This is a genomic window from Gandjariella thermophila, assembly GCF_005405885.1.
Classification (GTDB): Bacteria; Actinomycetota; Actinomycetes; order Mycobacteriales; family Pseudonocardiaceae; genus Gandjariella; species Gandjariella thermophila.
Window position 1 is genome coordinate 96,674 of sequence record NZ_BJFL01000007.1, and the last position, 15,806, is coordinate 112,479.

The window sequence follows — 15,806 nt, forward strand, 5'->3', positions numbered from 1 at the left end:
CGGCGCGCCGGGCCGGCCGGCGGGTCAGGAGCGGAGCATCTCCGCGACCAGGAAGGCCAGTTCCAGGGACTGCTGGGTGTTCAGCCGCGGGTCGCATGCGGTCTCGTAGCGGCCGGCCAGGTCGGTGTCGGAGATGTCCTGGGCACCGCCCAGGCACTCGGTGACGTCCTCCCCGGTCAGCTCCACGTGGATGCCGCCCGGGTGGGTGCCCAGCCGCCGGTGCACCTCGAAGAAGCCCTGCACCTCGTCCACGATGCGGTCGAAGTGCCGGGTCTTGTACCCGGTGGACGACTCGTGGGTGTTGCCGTGCATCGGGTCGCACTGCCAGATCACCTGGTGCCCCGAGGCCGTGACCTTCTCCACGATCGGCGGCAGCACGTCCCGCACCTTGCCGTTGCCCATCCGGCTGATCAGCGTCAACCGGCCGGGAACCTTGTGCGGGTCCAGCCGCTCCACGTACTCCACCGCCTGCTCCGGGGTGGTGGTCGGACCGATCTTCAGCCCGATCGGGTTGGCCAGCAGTTCGGCGAACGCGACGTGCGCCCCGTCCAGCTGGCGGGTCCGCTCCCCGATCCACAGGAAGTGTGAGGACAGGTCGTACAGCTTCGGCTCGGGACCGTTGGTGTCCAACCGCAGCAGCGCCCGCTCGTAGTCCAGCAGCAGCGCCTCGTGGCTGGCGAAGATCTCCACCGTGTGCAGGCTGCTGTCCTGCACCCCGCACGCGGACATGAAGCGCAGCCCCCGGTCGATCTCCCCGGCCAGCGCCTCGTACCGCTCCCCGGCCGGCGAGGTGCGCACGAAGTCCTTGTTCCAGTCGTGCACCCGGTTCAGGTCCGCCATGCCCGCGCTGGTCAGCGCGCGCAGCAGGTTCATCGTGGCGCCCGAGTTGGCGTACGCCCGGATCATCCGCGAGGGGTCCGGCACCCGCGCCTCCGGCGTGGCCACCAGCGAGTTGATGATGTCCCCCCGGTAGGACGGCAGGCCCAGCGCGTCCGTGGCCGACGACCGCGGCTTGGCGTACTGGCCGGCGATCCGGCCCACCTTGACCACCGGCATGCTCGCCCCGTAGGTGAGCACCACCGCCATCTGCAGCAGCGTGCGCAGGTTCGCCCGGATGTGCGGCTCGGTGTTGTCCGCGAACGTCTCGGCGCAGTCCCCGCCCTGCAGCAGAAACGCCTCGCCCCGGGCGACCATCGCCAGTCGCTCACGCAGGCGGTCAATCTCACTCGGCACGGTGATCGGCGGCACGCTCTCCAGCACCGTGCGGACCTTGACCACCTGGTCCGGGTCTGGCCACTCCGGTTGCTGAGCAGCCGGGCGGGCCAGCGCGTCGTCCAGACGGGTCCGCAGCGCGGGAGGGAGCGGAGGCAACTCGGGGAGCGAATCCACCGGCACATCCACGGTCCAGTTCACGTCGCCAAGCCTATAGGCCGGGGGCGTCCGCGGGCGTCGAGGCGGTGTGGCCGCGGTGGCGAGGAACACGCCGGGTCGCCGTCATGTCCGGTGTCACCACACGGACGCGGGGCGCGTGCGGACGGGAGCGAACGGCATCATGACGCGCCGTGACCACCCTTCTGGATGAATCCGACGCCGACCGGCTGCTCGCCACGGCCGTGGCCAACGTGCAGCGCGATCACCCGGTGCACTGGCGTCACCTGATCGACTCGGACGACGACCTCGTCCCGCAGCGGCGGCTGCACCCGGTCTTCGCGGGTTCCTACGACTGGCATTCCTGCGTGCACCAGACGTGGCTGGCGGTACGCCTGTTACGGCTGCGCCCGTGGCTGGCCGGCGCGGCCGAGGCCCGGGAGGTGCTGGACCGGCTGGTCACCCCGGAGGGCTGCGCCACCGAGGCGGCCTTCTTCACGGGCGAGCAGGGCCGGCGCTGGGAGCGTCCGTACGGCTGGGCGTGGCTGCTGCTGCTTGACGCCGAGTTGCGCGGGTGGTCGGGAGGCACCGATACCGCGACGGCCGGCCCGGGTACCGCGGGCCCGGACACGTCGGGGTGGTCCGCTGCCGCCGCGCGGTGGGCGGCCGCGCTCCGGCCGCTGGCCGAGCTACTGCGCGCGCACTGGATCGGCTGGCTGGCCACCGCCCGGTGGCCGGTGCGCACCGGCACGCACGGCAACACCGCGTTCGCCGCCGGCCTGGTCCTCGACGCGGCCCGCGCCACCGGCGACACCGAACTGGCCAACGCCTGCGTCGACGCGGCGCACCGCTGGTACGCCGCCGACGCCGGATACGGCGGGTTCGAACCGGACGCCGCCGACTTCCTCTCCCCCGCGCTGACCGAGGCGGACCTGATGCGCAGGGTGCTCGACCCGGCCGAGTTCCCGGTGTGGTTCGAGCGGTTCCTTCCGGACCTGCACACGCCGCGCTGGGCGGTGCTGCGGGAGCCGGTCGAGGTGGACGATCCCGCCGACGCCCTCGGCTCGCACCTGGCCGGGCTGGCCCTGTCCCGGGCCTGGGCGTGGCAGGGGCTGGCCGACGCGCTGCCGGCCGACCACCCGTACCGGGACACGGCCACGGCCGCCGCGAAGGCGCACCGGGAAACCGGCTGGCGGTACGTGTTCGGCCACGGCTACGCCGCGGAGCACTGGCTGGGCACCTTCGCGGCCTACCTGCACCTCGGCGCACTGACCTCCGGCTGACCTTGGCCTGACCTCCGGCCGACCGTGACGGGTGGGCGGCGGGTGGCGGACCACCTCGGCGGGCGAGGTGGTCCGCCACCCGCACGGCCTGCTGCACCGACCGGGAACCGGACGCCGGCCCGAGCGTCGGCCCGGCCGGCGACGTGGCGTCAGCCGAAGAACACCTCGGCCTCGGCGTAGCGTGCCAGTGGCACGGTCTTCAGTTCCGCGGTCGCCTCGGCCAGCTTGACCCGCACGATGTCGGTGCCGCGCAGCGCCACCATCACGCCGAAGTCGCCCTCGTGCACCGCGTCCACCGCGTGCAGCCCGAACCGGGTGGCCAGCACCCGGTCGTAGGCGGTCGGCGTGCCACCGCGCTGGACGTGGCCGAGCACCACCGCGCGGGACTCCTTGCCGGTGCGGTGCGCGATCTCGTCGGCGAGCCAGGTCCCCACGCCGCCGAGCCGCACGTGACCGAACGCGTCCTTCTCACCGGTCTGCAGCACCTCGGCGCCGTCCGCCGGCATCGCGCCCTCGGCCACCACGATGATCGGTGCGTACTGCCGCTCGAACCGGCGCTGCACCAGTTCCACCACGCGCCGCACGTCGAACGGCTTCTCCGGCACCAGGATCACGTTCGCCCCGCCGGCCAGGCCGGAGTGCAGCGCGATCCAGCCCGCGTGCCGCCCCATCACCTCGACAACCAGGGCGCGGTGGTGTGACTCGGCCGTGGTACGCAGCCGGTCGATCGCCTCGGTGGCGATGTGCACCGCGGTGTCGAAGCCGAAGGTGTAGTCGGTGGCCGCGAGGTCGTTATCGATGGTCTTGGGCACGCCGACGACGTTGACGCCCTCATCGGTGAGCCGCCGGGCGACGCCGAGCGTGTCCTCCCCGCCGATGGCGACCAGGGCGTCCACCCCGTGCTCGGCGAGCACCGCCTTGATCCTGGCCGGGCCATTCTCCTCCTTGTACGGGTTGGTCCGGGAGGACCCGAGGATGGTGCCGCCCCGGGCGAGGATGTCCTCCACGTCGTCCAGGCCGATCGGCTTGGCGAGTCCCTCCAGCGGGCCGAGCCACCCGTTGCGGAACCCGAGCACCTCCCAGCCGTGCACCTCGATGCCCTTGCGGACAACGGCGCGGATCACCGCGTTCAGTCCGGGGCAGTCGCCGCCCCCGGTGAGCACACCGATGCGCATCTGCTCGCTCGCCTCGTCTCCTGTCGACCTCGCCGGCACCCGTGGCCGGCGTCACTGTCATGCAGAGCGTGTCACGAACTGGATCGGTGCAGCAAGCCGCCCCTGGTCTAGACCATATCTGGCTGTAACGATCTTCGCGCAGGTCAGCGGTGCACCGGGTAGCCCAGCCGCTGCCGCTCCCGTTCGATCACCCGCCAGCGGACCAGGTTGTGCCTGGCGTCGGCGAGAGCGTCGTGCGCGTCCGGCGGGGGCTGCGGCAGTGCCGGCCGGCCCACGTCCTCCCAGCGCTGCCGCAGATCGTGGGTGAACCGCGGGATCGACCGGGGCAGGTCGGGCATGGCGCCCCAGAGCTGGGCGAGCGCGACGTGGTCGTAGGCGGCGAACCACGCCCACAACTCGATCTCCCCACCGTCGGAGCGCAGGAACTCGAGCAGGTCGTGGCGGATCCGCGCGCGGCTGCGCCAGGCCCGGTCGCTCGGCGCGGGGAGCTTGGACAGCACGTGCTGGCGCACCCATGGTCCCGCCCGTTCCGGGGAGAACTCCGTGGACACGGCGTAGTACTCGCGGCCCTCCTCGCTGACGACGCCGATCGAGACCAGGTCGATCGTCACCCCGTCCTCGATGAACTCGCAGTCGTAGAAGAACCGCACCGAACCAGCGTAGGTCGGCTGGCGACCGGAGCATCACCCAGGTGCGACCCGGCGCCGCACCCGCGCGGCGGTCAGCCGGCCCTGGTCTGCGGAACCCGGTCCATGTCGGCCGCGGGCGCCGCGACGGCGACCGACCGCGGCCGGGCCTGCTCCTCCTTGACCCTGGCCGCGTACAGGTCGACGTACTCCTGCCCGGTCAGCTCCATCAGCTCGTACATGATCTCGTCGGTGATCGACCGCTCCACGAACCGGTCGCCCGCCAGGCCTTCGTACCGGGCGAAGTCCAGCGGCTTGCCGATCTTGATTCGGATCGGGTACGGGCGCCAGATCTTCGACCCGATCGGGTTGGCCTTGTCGGTGCCGAACATGGCGACCGGGATCACCGGGACGCCGGCCTCCAGAGCCATCCGGGCGACGCCCGTCTTGCCCTTGTACAGCCGCCCGTCCGGGGAGCGGGTGCCCTCCGGGTAGATGCCGAGCAGCCGACCCTCGCGCAGCAACCGCACCCCGGTGTCCAGCGCTGCCTGCGCGGCGGCCGCGCTGGAGCGGTCGATCGGCACCTGGCCGACGCCGGAGAAGAACGACCTCTTCAGCCAGCCCTTGATCCCCCGGCCGGTGAAGTACTCCCGCTTGGCCAGGAAGGTCACCCGGCGGGGCAGCATCAGCGGCAGGAAGAACGAGTCGGCGACCGCGAGGTGATTGCTGGCCAGGATCGCCCCGCCGGACGCGGGAACGTGTTCCAACCCCTCGACCTTCGGCCGGAACAGGAGCTTCAGCAACGGCCCGAGCAGCACGTACTTCATCAACCAGTACAGCACCGCGACGAGCGCCTCCCTCCACCCCAGTACACGTTCCCGCTCTGCCGGCAAGGGTACGGAGCGTGCACCCTCGGACACAATGTCGACCCGGGTGGGAAGAGGGTGAGAAACCACCCGCCCGCGACGCCGGGCCCGGAAAACCTCCCAAGCGGTGAAACGGCGGTGAAAAGCGCCGGGAACCACGTGCCACGGACGCCCCCGCGCGTGAGACCATGGCAGCACACACGAGCCCGAGTGCGAGGGAGGGCTGGGGTGCCCGTGCTGGCCGGCGCGGAACCGTTCGCACACGACGGGTCCGAGGACATCGGGGTGCTGCTCTGCCACGGCTTCACCGGCACGCCGCAGAGCATGCGGCCCTGGGGCGAGCACCTCGCCGCCGAGGGATTCACCGTCCGCTGTCCCCGGCTGCCCGGGCACGGGACCCACTGGCGGGATCTCAACGGCACCGGGTGGACCGACTGGTACGGCTGCGTCGACGCGGAGTTCGCCGAGCTGAGCCGGCGGTGCGGCTCGGTGTTCGTCTTCGGACAGTCCATGGGCGGGACCCTGGCGCTGCGGCTGGCCCAGCAGCACGGCGCCGCGGTCGCCGGCCTGGTGCTGGTCAACCCGTCCGTCACCACGCTGCGCAAGGACGCCGCGGTGCTCCCGCTGCTGGCCAAGGTGGTGCCCTCGGTGGCCGGGATCGCCGGGGACATCGCCAAGCCGGGGATGGTCGAGCTGGCCTACGACCGGCTGCCGCTGCGGGCCGCGGCGAGCCTGGCCGAGCTATGGCGGCTGGTCCGCGCCGACCTGCCGAGGGTCAGCCAGCCGCTGCTGTTGCTGCGCTCGGCCGTCGACCACGTGGTCGAGCCGATCAATGCGAAGATCGTGCTGGACAGCGTGGGCAGCGAGGACGTCCGCGAGGTGGTGCTTCCGGACAGCTACCACGTGGCCACCCTGGACAACGACGCGCCGCTGATCTTCGCGCACAGCGTCGAGTTCGCCACCCGGGTGCACCGGGACCGGGCTGGTGAGCCCGCATGAGCCGGCGCATCCGATGTGCGGGCCGGAGTGGTACCCGGCGCCCCGGCGACGCGACCGCGGTCACGCGCGAACTCCCGGGGGAGACGGCGTGAGCAGCCGGGGTTCCGAGGGGCCGGAGGACGTCGACGCGGCCTTCGCCGAGATCGTGGCGGGCCTGGAGCGGGACTTCGGCGGCCGGTGGCCGGAACCGGCCGAGCTGGACGAGGAGCGGCCGTCGCGCCCGGCCGCCCGCGACGCCGGCGAGCCCACCGGGATGCCCGTGCCGGAGCCACCCGCCGACGACGACGATCACTACGTGCCCCCGGAGCCGCCGCCGTTCCCGCGGCTGCGGGCGGGTGCCGTGGTGGCGCTGGTGCTGTTCGCGATCGGGGCGCTGCTGCTGGTCGCGCCCGGTGCGGTCGGTATCGCACCGCGGGTGGCCACTCCGCTGGCGCTGATCTCGCTGTCCTGCGGCATCGGCTGGCTGGTGCTGCGGATGCGCACCGGGCCGCCACCCGACTCCGGCCCGGACGACGGCGCGCAGCTCTAGCCCGGCCCTGGCGCCGGCCTCAGCCGGCGGAGTTCGGCGCCACCTCGTTGACGATCTCCCTGGCGAGTTGGGCGGCGCCCACGATGCCGGAGTCGTCACCGAGCTGCGCGGTGCGGATCCGGGCGAGCGGCCGGTGCCCGGCACCGGTGATCACCGACGCGTAGTGCTCCCTGGCCTCGTCCAGGAACAGCGGCGCCGACTCGGCCACCCCGCCGCCGACCACGATCACCTCGGGGTCGTAGATGTCGGCGACCACGGCGAGCCCCTCGCCCAGCCAGCGGGCAAGCTCGGCCATGGCCCGCTGGGCCAGCGGGTCGCCGTCCCTGGCCGCGCCGGCCACCCGCAGCCCGGTCACCGCCCTGGGATCCCCGGCGGCCTCCCTGGCCAGCACGGTGGACGTGCCCGGGTACTCGGCGAGCAACTCGATCGCTGTGGCGGCGAGCGCGGTGCCGCTGCAGTACCGCTCCCAGCAGCCGCGCTTGCCGCACGGGCACGGCCGCCCGTTCGGCACCACCCGAAGATGGCCGAGTTCGGGGGCGACGCCGTGCGCGCCGCGGAACACCCGGCCGTCGATGAGCAGTGCGGCGCCGATGCCGGTGCCGATGGCCACCAGCACCGCGACCCTGGCACCCCGGGCCGCGCCGAACCGGTGCTCGGCGAGGGCGGCGGCGTTCGCGTCGTGCTCCAGCACCACTGGCAGGCCCAGCCGTCGGGAGATCCGGTCGGCCACCGGCACGTGCCGCCAGGCCAGGTGCGGGGCGAACTGCACGCTGCGCCGGTCGGCCGTGACGAAGCCGGCCACGGCGAGTCCGGCGGCGGCCACCGCATGCCGGTCGGCCAGTTCCCGGATCGCCCCGGTGATCGCGTCGTCCAGGGCCCGCTCCCCGCCGGGGGTCGGCGCCCTGGTCGTGTCGATCACCGCACCACGCTCGTCGACCACCCCTGCCCGCACGCTGGTTCCGCCGACGTCCACACCGATCGTCAGTGTCGGTTCCGGAGCGCGCGCCGCGATCGCGTCGCCGGGGCGCGGCAATGATCCAGTACCCGGCGGCTGTCCTTGAGGGAACGCCCCGCCGCCACGATCGCGGGGGCTTCGCCCCGGCGCGTTCCCGGGTCCGCCATTGCATGTCAGTCCGGCTCTGAGACGGGCAGTCAGCACTCGGCCTCCGACGCGGCGGTGCCGTTGGTCGCGCCGGCGCCGGTGCGGCGGCGCACAGTGATCCGCTGCACCCGGGTGACGCGCTCGCCGTCCGCCTCGGACGGCGCGAACCCACCGCCCGGGACGGACTGCCCTGCCGGGGCGGGTGCCGCCGCGCCCGGCGGTTCGGTGGGCACGGCATCCGGCCCGGTCGGGCCGGGTCGCGGCGCGCTCGGCCCGGCTTCCGGCCCGGTGCCACCGGCCGGTCCGGTGGCATCAGCGGGCGCCGCGTCATCGCCAGGCTGCGAGGCATCGGTGTCGCGGCCGGCCGTGCTGGCGGCGTGGTACCCGGCGTGGTGGTGACCGGCGTGGTGGGTGGGGGCCGCGAGCCCGGCCCTGACCAGGACCAGCAGACCCAGCAGGTGCTCGGCGGCACGCCCGGCCAACTCCGAGTGCTCGCCGCGGACCAGCGCGATCGCCGCGCACACCGGGCACCATTCGCAGGTGCCCGGCCGCTGACCCGCGGCGTCCGGGCGCGGCGTGGCGAGCTGGTTCAGCCACGGCTCGGCACGCTCGGCCAGCGCGTCGAGCAGCAGCCGGAACTCCTCGCCGAGGCGCCGGCCGGCATCGGTCGCACCGTCCTCCGACGTGCCCGTCGAGGCGTTCATCCGGTCTCCCATGCGCCTCACCGCATCCACAGCTCGGGGTCGGGGCGCAGGCGGACCGCGAGCCCGGCGTCGTCCACCTCCGCGCCGATGACCACGCAGCGGCGCAGCGCCGACGGCAAGGCCACCAGCCGGCGCCGCCCGTCCACCGTGATGGCCAGCTCGTCGTCCACCCGGGCCAGGTCCAGATCGGCGTCGTCGCTCAGCGGCAGGGCGATGCGCAGCTCGTACTCGGCGTCCAGGCCGCGGCCCCCGCCGGAGACCGACAGCAGTGGCCGGCCCGGCTCGCCGCCGCCGTCGTCTAGCGGGTCCGCCTCCGCGTACAGCTCGGCGGCCAGTTCCAGCAGCGCGGGCACGCCGATCGGCTCGGCCGCCCGGTGCTCCACGGTGCGCACCGGCAGCCCGTCCAGCGCGGACGTGCCGGCCGAGCCGCGCAGGTCGGCCAGCACCGCGTCCTGCTCGGCCCGGCGGGTGCGCAGCCAGGCCGCGGTCGCGCCGCGCGCGGACCCGGCGGATGGCACCAGCCGGTTGGCCACCACGCCGTCCACCCGCACACCCTGCAGGGCCAGCGCGGTGAGGGTGCGCCGGGTCTCCGCGACCACCACCCGCTCCGGGGTGAGCACCAGCCGCACGCTGGTGGTCGCCGAGTCGGTGAGCAGGGCGCGCAGCGCGCCCAGGTGCTCGGCGAGCCGGCCGAGCGCGTCGGCCGCCGCGTCCCAGCGCTCCACCGTGCCGGTGCCGGCGAGCCCGGCGAGCAGGCCGCGCACCACCCGGCGGTGGGTGGGGAACAGCCGCTCCAGGTAGCCGGCGAAAGCCTCGGGCAGGGCGAGCAGGCGCAGCGTCTCGGCGGTCGGCCCGCAGTCCACAACCACCGCCTCCCACGGCCCCGACCGGGCCAGCCGGAGCACCTCGGTGAGCGCGAGCAGTTCCTCCGCGCCGGGCAGCACGGTCAGCTCCTCGGCGTCCAGCTCGCCGACGCCCGCGCCGGCGAGCACGGTCCGCAGGTGCGCGCGCAGCTCGTGCCACGCCCCGTCGACCAGGCTCCTGGCATCAACCTGGGCCGCCATCAGCCCGCCCGCGACGTGCTCGCCGTCCACTTCGGACGGTGCAGCGGAGAGCGGGGTGTCCAGCGCATCGGCCAGCGAGTGGGCCGGGTCGGTGGACACCACCAGCGCCTTCCGCCCGTCGGCGGCCAGTCGGGCCGCGGTGGCCGCGGCCAGCGTGGTCTTGCCGACGCCGCCCTTCCCCGTGAACAAGAGGACCCGCACGTGTCCCGCCTCCGGCTACCTGGTGGCCTCCACCCGCCGCTTGAGCTCCTTGAGTGCGGTATCCATGATCATCTTCTCCGCCTTGCGCTTGAACATACCGATCATCGGGATGGCCAGGCTGACCGCAAGGGTGTAGGTCACCTTGGTGCCCTCCGGCACCGGCTCCAGGCGATAGCTCCCTTGCTGCGCCTTCTGCATCTGTCCCTTGACCAGCGTCCAGCTGACCGCAAGGCCGTCGTCGGCCCAGTCGTACGCGAGCACGTACTCGTCCTTGACCACGCCGGCGTCCAAGATGAACCGGACCTGCGCGGCGCGGCCGTCGGCATCCGAGGAGAGCACCTCGGTCTGCTTGACCGCGTTCGTCCACTCCGGATACGCCGCGAAGTCGGCGATGACCGCCATGATCTCTTCCGGCGGCGCCTCGATCACGATGGACTGCGTGGACTCGTCGGCCATGTCCGGCAGGCTACCTGGTCGGGTTCTCACCACCGCAGCACGTAGGGCCGGGCGGTGCGTTTGAAGTGGCCCACATTCACGCATTCGGTCCTGCCCACCCGCATGCGCCTGGCCAGGGGTTGATGGACGTGACCGAACAGTGACCAGCGGGGGCGGTGCCGGACGATGGCGTCCAACAGCGCCGCCGAGCCGCGTTCCGGGCGGCGGGCCACCACGTCGTAGGTCAACTCCGGCACGGCGGGCGGGATGTGCGTGCACACCACGTCCACCTCGCCCAGACGGGCCACCGCGGCCCCGAAGTCCTCCTCGGTGCGCAGGTACGGTCGCCAGCCGCCGCCGGAGCGGGGCACCGCGCCCGGTGGCAGCAGGGCGCCGCCGGCGAAGCCGAACCGCAGCTCGCCGATCTTGGCGACCTCGCCGTCCAGGATGTGCACCCTGCGGCCGGCGAACTCCGGCCACAGCGCGGGCGCGTCGACGTTGCCGGGGGTGGCGTAGGTGGGCGCGGTCATCGCGGCGAACAGTTTCTCGTACTGCTCGCGGACCGCCTCGATGATCACCGTCTCCGGGTCGTCCAGGCTCGCCCACAGCGACCGGGCGTACGCGGCGATCTCCGCGCCCTGCCGGTTTCGGCGCAGCTCGGCGAAGGTGGCCACCTTGTCCGGGCCGAAGATCGCGCCGAGGATGCCCCGGGAGTGGTCGTGGTAGTCGACGAAGTCGAGCAGGTCGCCGAGGACCACGAGGGCGTCCGCGCCCTCCCCCGCCCGTGCCAGGGCATCGGCGTTGCCGTGCACGTCGGACACCACATGGACCCGCACACGGATGACCTTACGGGAAAAGCCGGTCGGTCCGTGGCCGCCGAATCCCGGCCGGGGCCGGCCGATCGGCGCCGGCCGGCCGGGCATTTGCCCACCGCGGGTCAGACGTACGGCAGGCTGCATAGCCCGCCCGCCGACAGGGCACACTGCCATAAGGAGGAACGCGAACCGGTTACGGGCCTACCCAGTTGGCGTAGCGGCACGCTAGGTTTCCTCACCAGTAACAAGCAACGGTGCGGAGGTTGTTGACGTGCGGGAGTTCAGCGGTGCCGCCGCCATCAAGGTGGCCCCCGATGAGAACCTCACCGACATGGTGTGGGCGAACGCGGAACGCTTTGGCAATGCTGTTAGCTTCCGCCGCCAGATCGATGGCACGTGGGTGGACGTGACGACCCGGGACTTCGCCGCCCAGGTGTTCGCGGTCGCCAAGGGCCTGATCGCCGCCGGACTCCAGGTCGGGGACCGGGTCGGCCTGATGTCCAAGACACGCTACGAGTGGACGCTGCTGGACTTCGCCATCTGGGCGGCGGGCTGCGTCACGGTGCCGATCTACGAGACCTCGTCCGCCGAGCAGGTCGAGTGGATCATGTCCGACTCCGGGGCGCGGGCGCTGTTCGTGGAGACGGCGGCGCACCGGCAGACCGTGGAGACGGTGCGGGACCGGCTGGTCCAGGTGCGGCACATCTGGCAGATCGAGGCGCCGGCGGGTAATCCGGCCGCGGGCGCGGTGGAACACCTCGGCGCGGCCGGCCGCCAGGTGCCCGACCCCGAGGTGCGCCGCCGCTGCCGCAGCGTGCGCGCCGACGACACGGCGACGATCATCTACACCTCGGGCACCACCGGCCGGCCCAAGGGTTGTGAGCTGACCCACCGCAACCTGCTGTCCGAGGTCCGCGCCGCGATCAACGGCTTCCCCCAGCTCATGCAGCCGGGCAAGTCGATGCTGATGTTCCTGCCCATGGCGCACGTGCTGGCCAGGGCGATCACCGTGTGCTGCGTGTACGCGCGCACCACCCTCGGGCACACCTCGGACGTGAAGAACCTGGTCGCCGCGCTGGGATCGTTCCGGCCGAGCTTCGTGCTCGCCGTGCCCCGGGTCTTCGAGAAGGTCTACAACACGGCCAAGCAGAAGGCGCACTCCGAGGGCAAGGGCCGGATCTTCGACGCCGCGGAGGCCGCCGCCGTCGAGTACAGCAAGGCGCAGGACAGCGGCAACGCCAAGATCACGCTGCGGGTCAAGCACGCGGTGTTCGACAAGCTGGTGTACGGCAAGCTGCGGGCCGCGCTGGGCGGCCGGTGCGAGGCCGCGGTGTCCGGCGGGGCGCCGCTCGGCGAGCGGCTGGCGCACTTCTTCCGGGGCATCGGCCTGCCGGTGCTGGAGGGCTACGGGCTGACCGAGACCACCGCCGCGGCCACGGTGAACACCTACGACGCCTACAAGGTGGGCACGGTGGGCCGGCCGGTGGCGGGCACCAGCGTGCGGATCGCCGAGGACGGCGAGATCCTGATCAGGGGGCCGGTGGTGTTCCATCGGTACTGGAACAACGAGCAGGCCACCAAGGAGGCCAAGGAGGACGACGGCTGGTTCCACACCGGCGACCTCGGCCAGCTCGACACGGACGGCTTCCTGCGGATCACCGGACGGAAGAAGGAGATCATCGTCACCGCGGGCGGCAAGAACGTCGCCCCGGCGGTGCTCGAGGACCGGCTCCGCGCGCACCCGCTGATCAGCCAGTGCATGGTGGTCGGCGACAAGCAGCCGTTCATCGGCGCGCTGATCACCATCGACCCGGACTTCTTCCCGGCGTGGAAGGAGCAGCACGGCAAGCCCGCGCACGCCGAGGTCGCGCACCTGGTCAACGACCCCGACCTGCGCGCGGAGATCCAGCAGGCGATCGACGAGGCGAACAAGGCGGTGTCCAACGCCGAGGCGATCAAGAAGTTCCGCATCCTGCCGACGGACTTCACCGAGGACACCGGCGAGCTCACGCCGAGCCTGAAGCTGAAGCGCAACGTGGTCGCCAAGAACCACGCGCACGAGATCGACGCGATCTACGCGTCCTGAGCACCGGCCGCGGCGTGCCCACCCGGCGTGCGGGGTGGGCCCGTCGTGGGGTCAGCCGCCGATCAGGGCGGCGAGCCGGGCGGCGAGGTCGTCCCAGCGCCAGCGGGTGGCCATCCAGTCGCGGCCGGCCTTGCCCATCGCGGCGGCCGCCTCCGGGTCGGCGAGCAGCCCGGCCACCGCGCCGGCGACCGCGGACACCTCGCGACCGTCGACGACGTGGCCGGTGACTCCGTCCTGCACGGTCTCCGGGGCGCCGCCGGAGTTGCCGGCGACCACCGGCAGCCCGGTGGCCGATGCCTCCAGCAGCGCGATGCCCAGGCCCTCGACGTCCAGCCCGCCGCCGCGGGTGCGGCACGGCATGGCGAACACGTCGCCGGCGGCGTAGTGGCCGGGCAGCTCGGGCCACGGCACCGAGCCGGTGAGCACCACGTGGTCGTCCACACCGGACTCGGCGGCGAGGCGGCGCAGCCGGTCCCTGGCCGGGCCGCCGCCCACCAGCAGTAGCTTCGCCCCAGGCACCCGGCGCCGGATCTCCGGCAGGGCGCGCACCAGCACGTCCTGGCCCTTGCGCGGCACCAGCCGGGACACGCACACCACCACCGGCGCCTCACCCAGCCGGTAGCGCCGGCGCAGTTCGGCGCGGGCCGCCGGGTCCGGCCGGAACACCGAGGTGTCCACCCCGGACGGCAGGTGCTCCAGCGCGGCCATCGGGCCGAACGCCGAGGCGAACCGGGAGCGGGTGTACTTCGACACGTAGGTCACCACGTCCACAGTGGAGCCGATGCGGCGCAGCGCCCGCCGCGCACCGGGCAGCATCGACCAACCCACCTCGTGCCCGTGCGTGCAGGCGACCACGCGCCCGGCCCCCGCCGCACGCAGCCACGGGGTGAGCAACGCCAGCGGCGCGGCGGCCCCGAACCACACCGCCTCGCACCGCTCGGCCCGCATCACCTCCCGCGCCCGGCGCAGCACCTCCGGCACCGGCAGCATCAGCGAGGTCGGGTGCCGCACCACCGGGAACGGCGCGGCGGCGTCGAACTCGGGATGCGCCCCGGACCGGCCGTGCCAGGCCGGGGCGTAGACCACCAGGCTGTCCCCGGGCAGCCGGGTGGCCAGTGCATGCAGGTACGCCTGGATGCCGCCGGGCCGCGGTGGGAAGTCGTTGGTCACCAGCAGGGTCCGATGCACCGGGCGAGACTATCGGTCGCCGGTCGCACCGGCCGAGCCAAGGTGACCGGACAGGTAGTTCCGCCAGCCGGCGACGAGCCCGGCATGGTCGATACCGGCGACGGCGCGCAGCGCGGCGTCCACTTCGGACCAGGAGGGACGGGCCAGGCCGGCGATCCGCCGGTAGAGCTCGACCAGTCGCGGTTCGCCGACCCGCTCGGCGAGGTAGCGCACCGCCGTCCAGGCCTCCTGGTAGGCGAGGTCGAGCCGGGCCGCGCCGGCGCGGAAGTCGGCGTCGTCGGGCAGCGCGTCCGGGGTCCGGCCGGCGCGGACCAGGTCGGCCAGGTCACCGGCGGCCTGCGCGAGCGGGATGCCGCTGTCCCGGTAGCCGAGGTAGTCGGCGAACCCCTCCAGCAGCCACATCGGTGCCCCGTCCACGGTTGCCGCCCTGGCCGCGACGTGGGTGACCTCGTGGCGCAGCACGACCCGCAGCGTCTGCGTCGACATCCGGCCCGCGGTGTCCGCGTTGAGCACCACCCGCTGGCCCTCGGCGGTGTGCCCGGCCAGGCTCACCCGGTCCGCGATGGCCACCGCGGCGATCGCGTCCACCGAGAACTCCGGCCCGACGAGGGCGCGCATCTCGGCGCCACCCGCGGGCACCAGCACGGCCACCCGCCGCGGCCACCCGGCGCCCCACACCGCGGCGACCGCGCCCACCGCGGCGTCCAGTTCGGCGGCCACCCGGTCGGCCAGCGCCGTGCCTTCCGCACCGGGGTGCGCGATGACCAGCCCGGACCGGGTGTGCCGGACCAGGCAGGGGCCGAAGTCCCACGGCCCGCGCCAGGTGTCCCGGCCGGCGGCGGCCAGAGCGGTGTCCGAGGCGAGGTACCAGTCCGGGCCCCGCCGGTCGAACAGGTAGCCCATCGGCCGCGTGGTGGGGACCTCGTCGACCTCGGCCAGCGCGTACCGTAGCACCACCCGCGGCGCCCACAGCTCGTCCGCGCCGGCGAGCGCGGCGGGCGATCCGGGATCCAGCGCGTCGTCCGGGTCCACCCGGTACTCCCACACCCGCAGCGGCACGCCGCCGAGGTCACGGAACAGGGCACGCTGGGCGGCGCGGAAGGACGGGTCGGCGCCCGGGTCGACGGTGGCCATGAACCCGGCCTCGTCCCGGCCCAGCACCGCCACGGCGCGGCGGTGCAGCAGGTCCGCCACGGCGAGCGCGGCGGCCGAGCCGCTCCGGTGTCCGGCGGGCCCGTCGACGCCGGACGGCGCGGCGCCGTCGCGGAGCAGGCCGGCCGGCGACACCAGCACCAGGCCGGCCAGCAGGACCGCGGCCACGGCCGCGACCAGCCACGCCCGAAACCGCGTGTCCCCCGTCACATT

15 protein-coding genes are annotated in these 15,806 nt (G+C 73.6%); 4 read left to right on the top strand and 11 right to left on the bottom strand.

Annotated elements, in window-relative coordinates; translation table 11 throughout:
- Positions 1–24 precede the first annotated feature (24 nt).
- Positions 25–1,413: a class II 3-deoxy-7-phosphoheptulonate synthase gene (locus FFT21_RS09855; protein WP_137813489.1), complete on the bottom strand. Its 1,389-nt coding sequence runs from the start codon at positions 1,411–1,413 to the stop codon at positions 25–27.
- A 149-nt stretch (positions 1,414–1,562) separates the two neighbouring features.
- Here FFT21_RS09855 and FFT21_RS09860 point away from each other — a divergent pair, with 149 nt between their 5' ends.
- Positions 1,563–2,651 carry a DUF2891 domain-containing protein gene (locus FFT21_RS09860; protein ID WP_137813490.1) on the top strand — a complete coding sequence of 363 codons (1,089 nt, stop codon included), beginning with the start codon at positions 1,563–1,565 and terminating at the stop codon, positions 2,649–2,651.
- Positions 2,652–2,800: 149 nt separating this feature from the next.
- On the opposite strand, the gene FFT21_RS09865 is transcribed toward FFT21_RS09860, so the two are convergent.
- The 3 genes from FFT21_RS09865 to FFT21_RS09875 all read right to left on the bottom strand — a co-directional run bounded on the left by FFT21_RS09865 (position 2,801) and on the right by FFT21_RS09875 (position 5,294).
- A complete protein-coding gene (locus tag FFT21_RS09865) occupies positions 2,801–3,826 on the bottom strand; it encodes a 6-phosphofructokinase (protein ID WP_137813491.1) in 1,026 nt (341 codons plus the stop codon).
- A 143-nt stretch (positions 3,827–3,969) separates the two neighbouring features.
- Positions 3,970–4,476 carry a polyadenylate-specific 3'-exoribonuclease AS gene (locus FFT21_RS09870; RefSeq protein ID WP_137813492.1) on the bottom strand — a complete coding sequence of 169 codons (507 nt, stop codon included), beginning with the start codon at positions 4,474–4,476 and terminating at the stop codon, positions 3,970–3,972.
- Positions 4,477–4,547: 71 nt separating this feature from the next.
- Positions 4,548–5,294 carry a lysophospholipid acyltransferase family protein gene (locus tag FFT21_RS09875; protein WP_137813601.1) on the bottom strand — a complete coding sequence of 249 codons (747 nt, stop codon included), beginning with the start codon at positions 5,292–5,294 and terminating at the stop codon, positions 4,548–4,550.
- A 252-nt stretch (positions 5,295–5,546) separates the two neighbouring features.
- On the opposite strand from FFT21_RS09875, the gene FFT21_RS09880 reads away from it, so the two are divergent.
- Both FFT21_RS09880 and FFT21_RS09885 read left to right on the top strand, forming a co-directional pair.
- The gene (locus FFT21_RS09880) at positions 5,547–6,317 is read left to right on the top strand and encodes an alpha/beta hydrolase (RefSeq protein ID WP_137813493.1); all 771 of its coding nucleotides are present in this window, start codon (positions 5,547–5,549) and stop codon (positions 6,315–6,317) included.
- 88 nt (positions 6,318–6,405) lie between these two features.
- Complete coding sequence (locus FFT21_RS09885; protein WP_137813494.1) at positions 6,406–6,846, top strand: hypothetical protein; 441 nt, start codon at positions 6,406–6,408, stop codon at positions 6,844–6,846.
- Between the two features lie 19 nt (positions 6,847–6,865).
- Here FFT21_RS09885 and FFT21_RS09890 read toward each other — a convergent pair whose 3' ends face one another.
- The 5 genes from FFT21_RS09890 to FFT21_RS09910 form a co-directional block, all read right to left on the bottom strand.
- Positions 6,866–7,819: an ROK family protein gene (locus FFT21_RS09890; RefSeq protein ID WP_137813495.1), complete on the bottom strand. Its 954-nt coding sequence runs from the start codon at positions 7,817–7,819 to the stop codon at positions 6,866–6,868.
- 179 nt (positions 7,820–7,998) lie between these two features.
- Positions 7,999–8,652, bottom strand: a complete 654-nt coding sequence (locus tag FFT21_RS09895) for a hypothetical protein (protein WP_137813496.1) — start codon at positions 8,650–8,652, stop codon at positions 7,999–8,001.
- A gap of 17 nt (positions 8,653–8,669) precedes the next feature.
- Complete coding sequence (locus FFT21_RS09900) at positions 8,670–9,917, bottom strand: ArsA family ATPase (RefSeq protein ID WP_137813497.1); 1,248 nt, start codon at positions 9,915–9,917, stop codon at positions 8,670–8,672.
- A 15-nt stretch (positions 9,918–9,932) separates the two neighbouring features.
- A complete protein-coding gene (locus FFT21_RS09905; protein ID WP_137813498.1) occupies positions 9,933–10,373 on the bottom strand; it encodes an SRPBCC family protein in 441 nt (146 codons plus the stop codon).
- Positions 10,374–10,399: 26 nt separating this feature from the next.
- A complete protein-coding gene (locus FFT21_RS09910; protein ID WP_137813499.1) occupies positions 10,400–11,188 on the bottom strand; it encodes a metallophosphoesterase family protein in 789 nt (262 codons plus the stop codon).
- Positions 11,189–11,438: 250 nt separating this feature from the next.
- Here FFT21_RS09910 and FFT21_RS09915 point away from each other — a divergent pair, with 250 nt between their 5' ends.
- Complete coding sequence (locus tag FFT21_RS09915) at positions 11,439–13,253, top strand: AMP-dependent synthetase/ligase (RefSeq protein ID WP_137813500.1); 1,815 nt, start codon at positions 11,439–11,441, stop codon at positions 13,251–13,253.
- Positions 13,254–13,304: 51 nt separating this feature from the next.
- Here the strand turns inward: FFT21_RS09915 and FFT21_RS09920 are convergent, their stop codons facing one another.
- Positions 13,305–14,441 carry a glycosyltransferase family 4 protein gene (locus FFT21_RS09920; RefSeq protein WP_137813501.1) on the bottom strand — a complete coding sequence of 379 codons (1,137 nt, stop codon included), beginning with the start codon at positions 14,439–14,441 and terminating at the stop codon, positions 13,305–13,307.
- Positions 14,442–14,450: 9 nt separating this feature from the next.
- Positions 14,451–15,803, bottom strand: coding sequence for a gluzincin family metallopeptidase (locus FFT21_RS09925; RefSeq protein ID WP_225978261.1), 1,353 nt, complete (start codon positions 15,801–15,803; stop codon positions 14,451–14,453).
- Positions 15,804–15,806: the final 3 nt, after the last annotated feature.

Excerpts from the sequence above, each read along its gene's own strand:
- FFT21_RS09895 (WP_137813496.1), bottom strand. The coding sequence starts at position 8,652 with ATGAACGCCTCGACGGGCACGTCGGAGGACGGTGCGACCGATGCCGGC.
- FFT21_RS09865 (WP_137813491.1), bottom strand. The coding sequence starts at position 3,826 with ATGCGCATCGGTGTGCTCACCGGGGGCGGCGACTGCCCCGGACTGAAC.
- FFT21_RS09905 (WP_137813498.1), bottom strand. The coding sequence starts at position 10,373 with ATGGCCGACGAGTCCACGCAGTCCATCGTGATCGAGGCGCCGCCGGAA.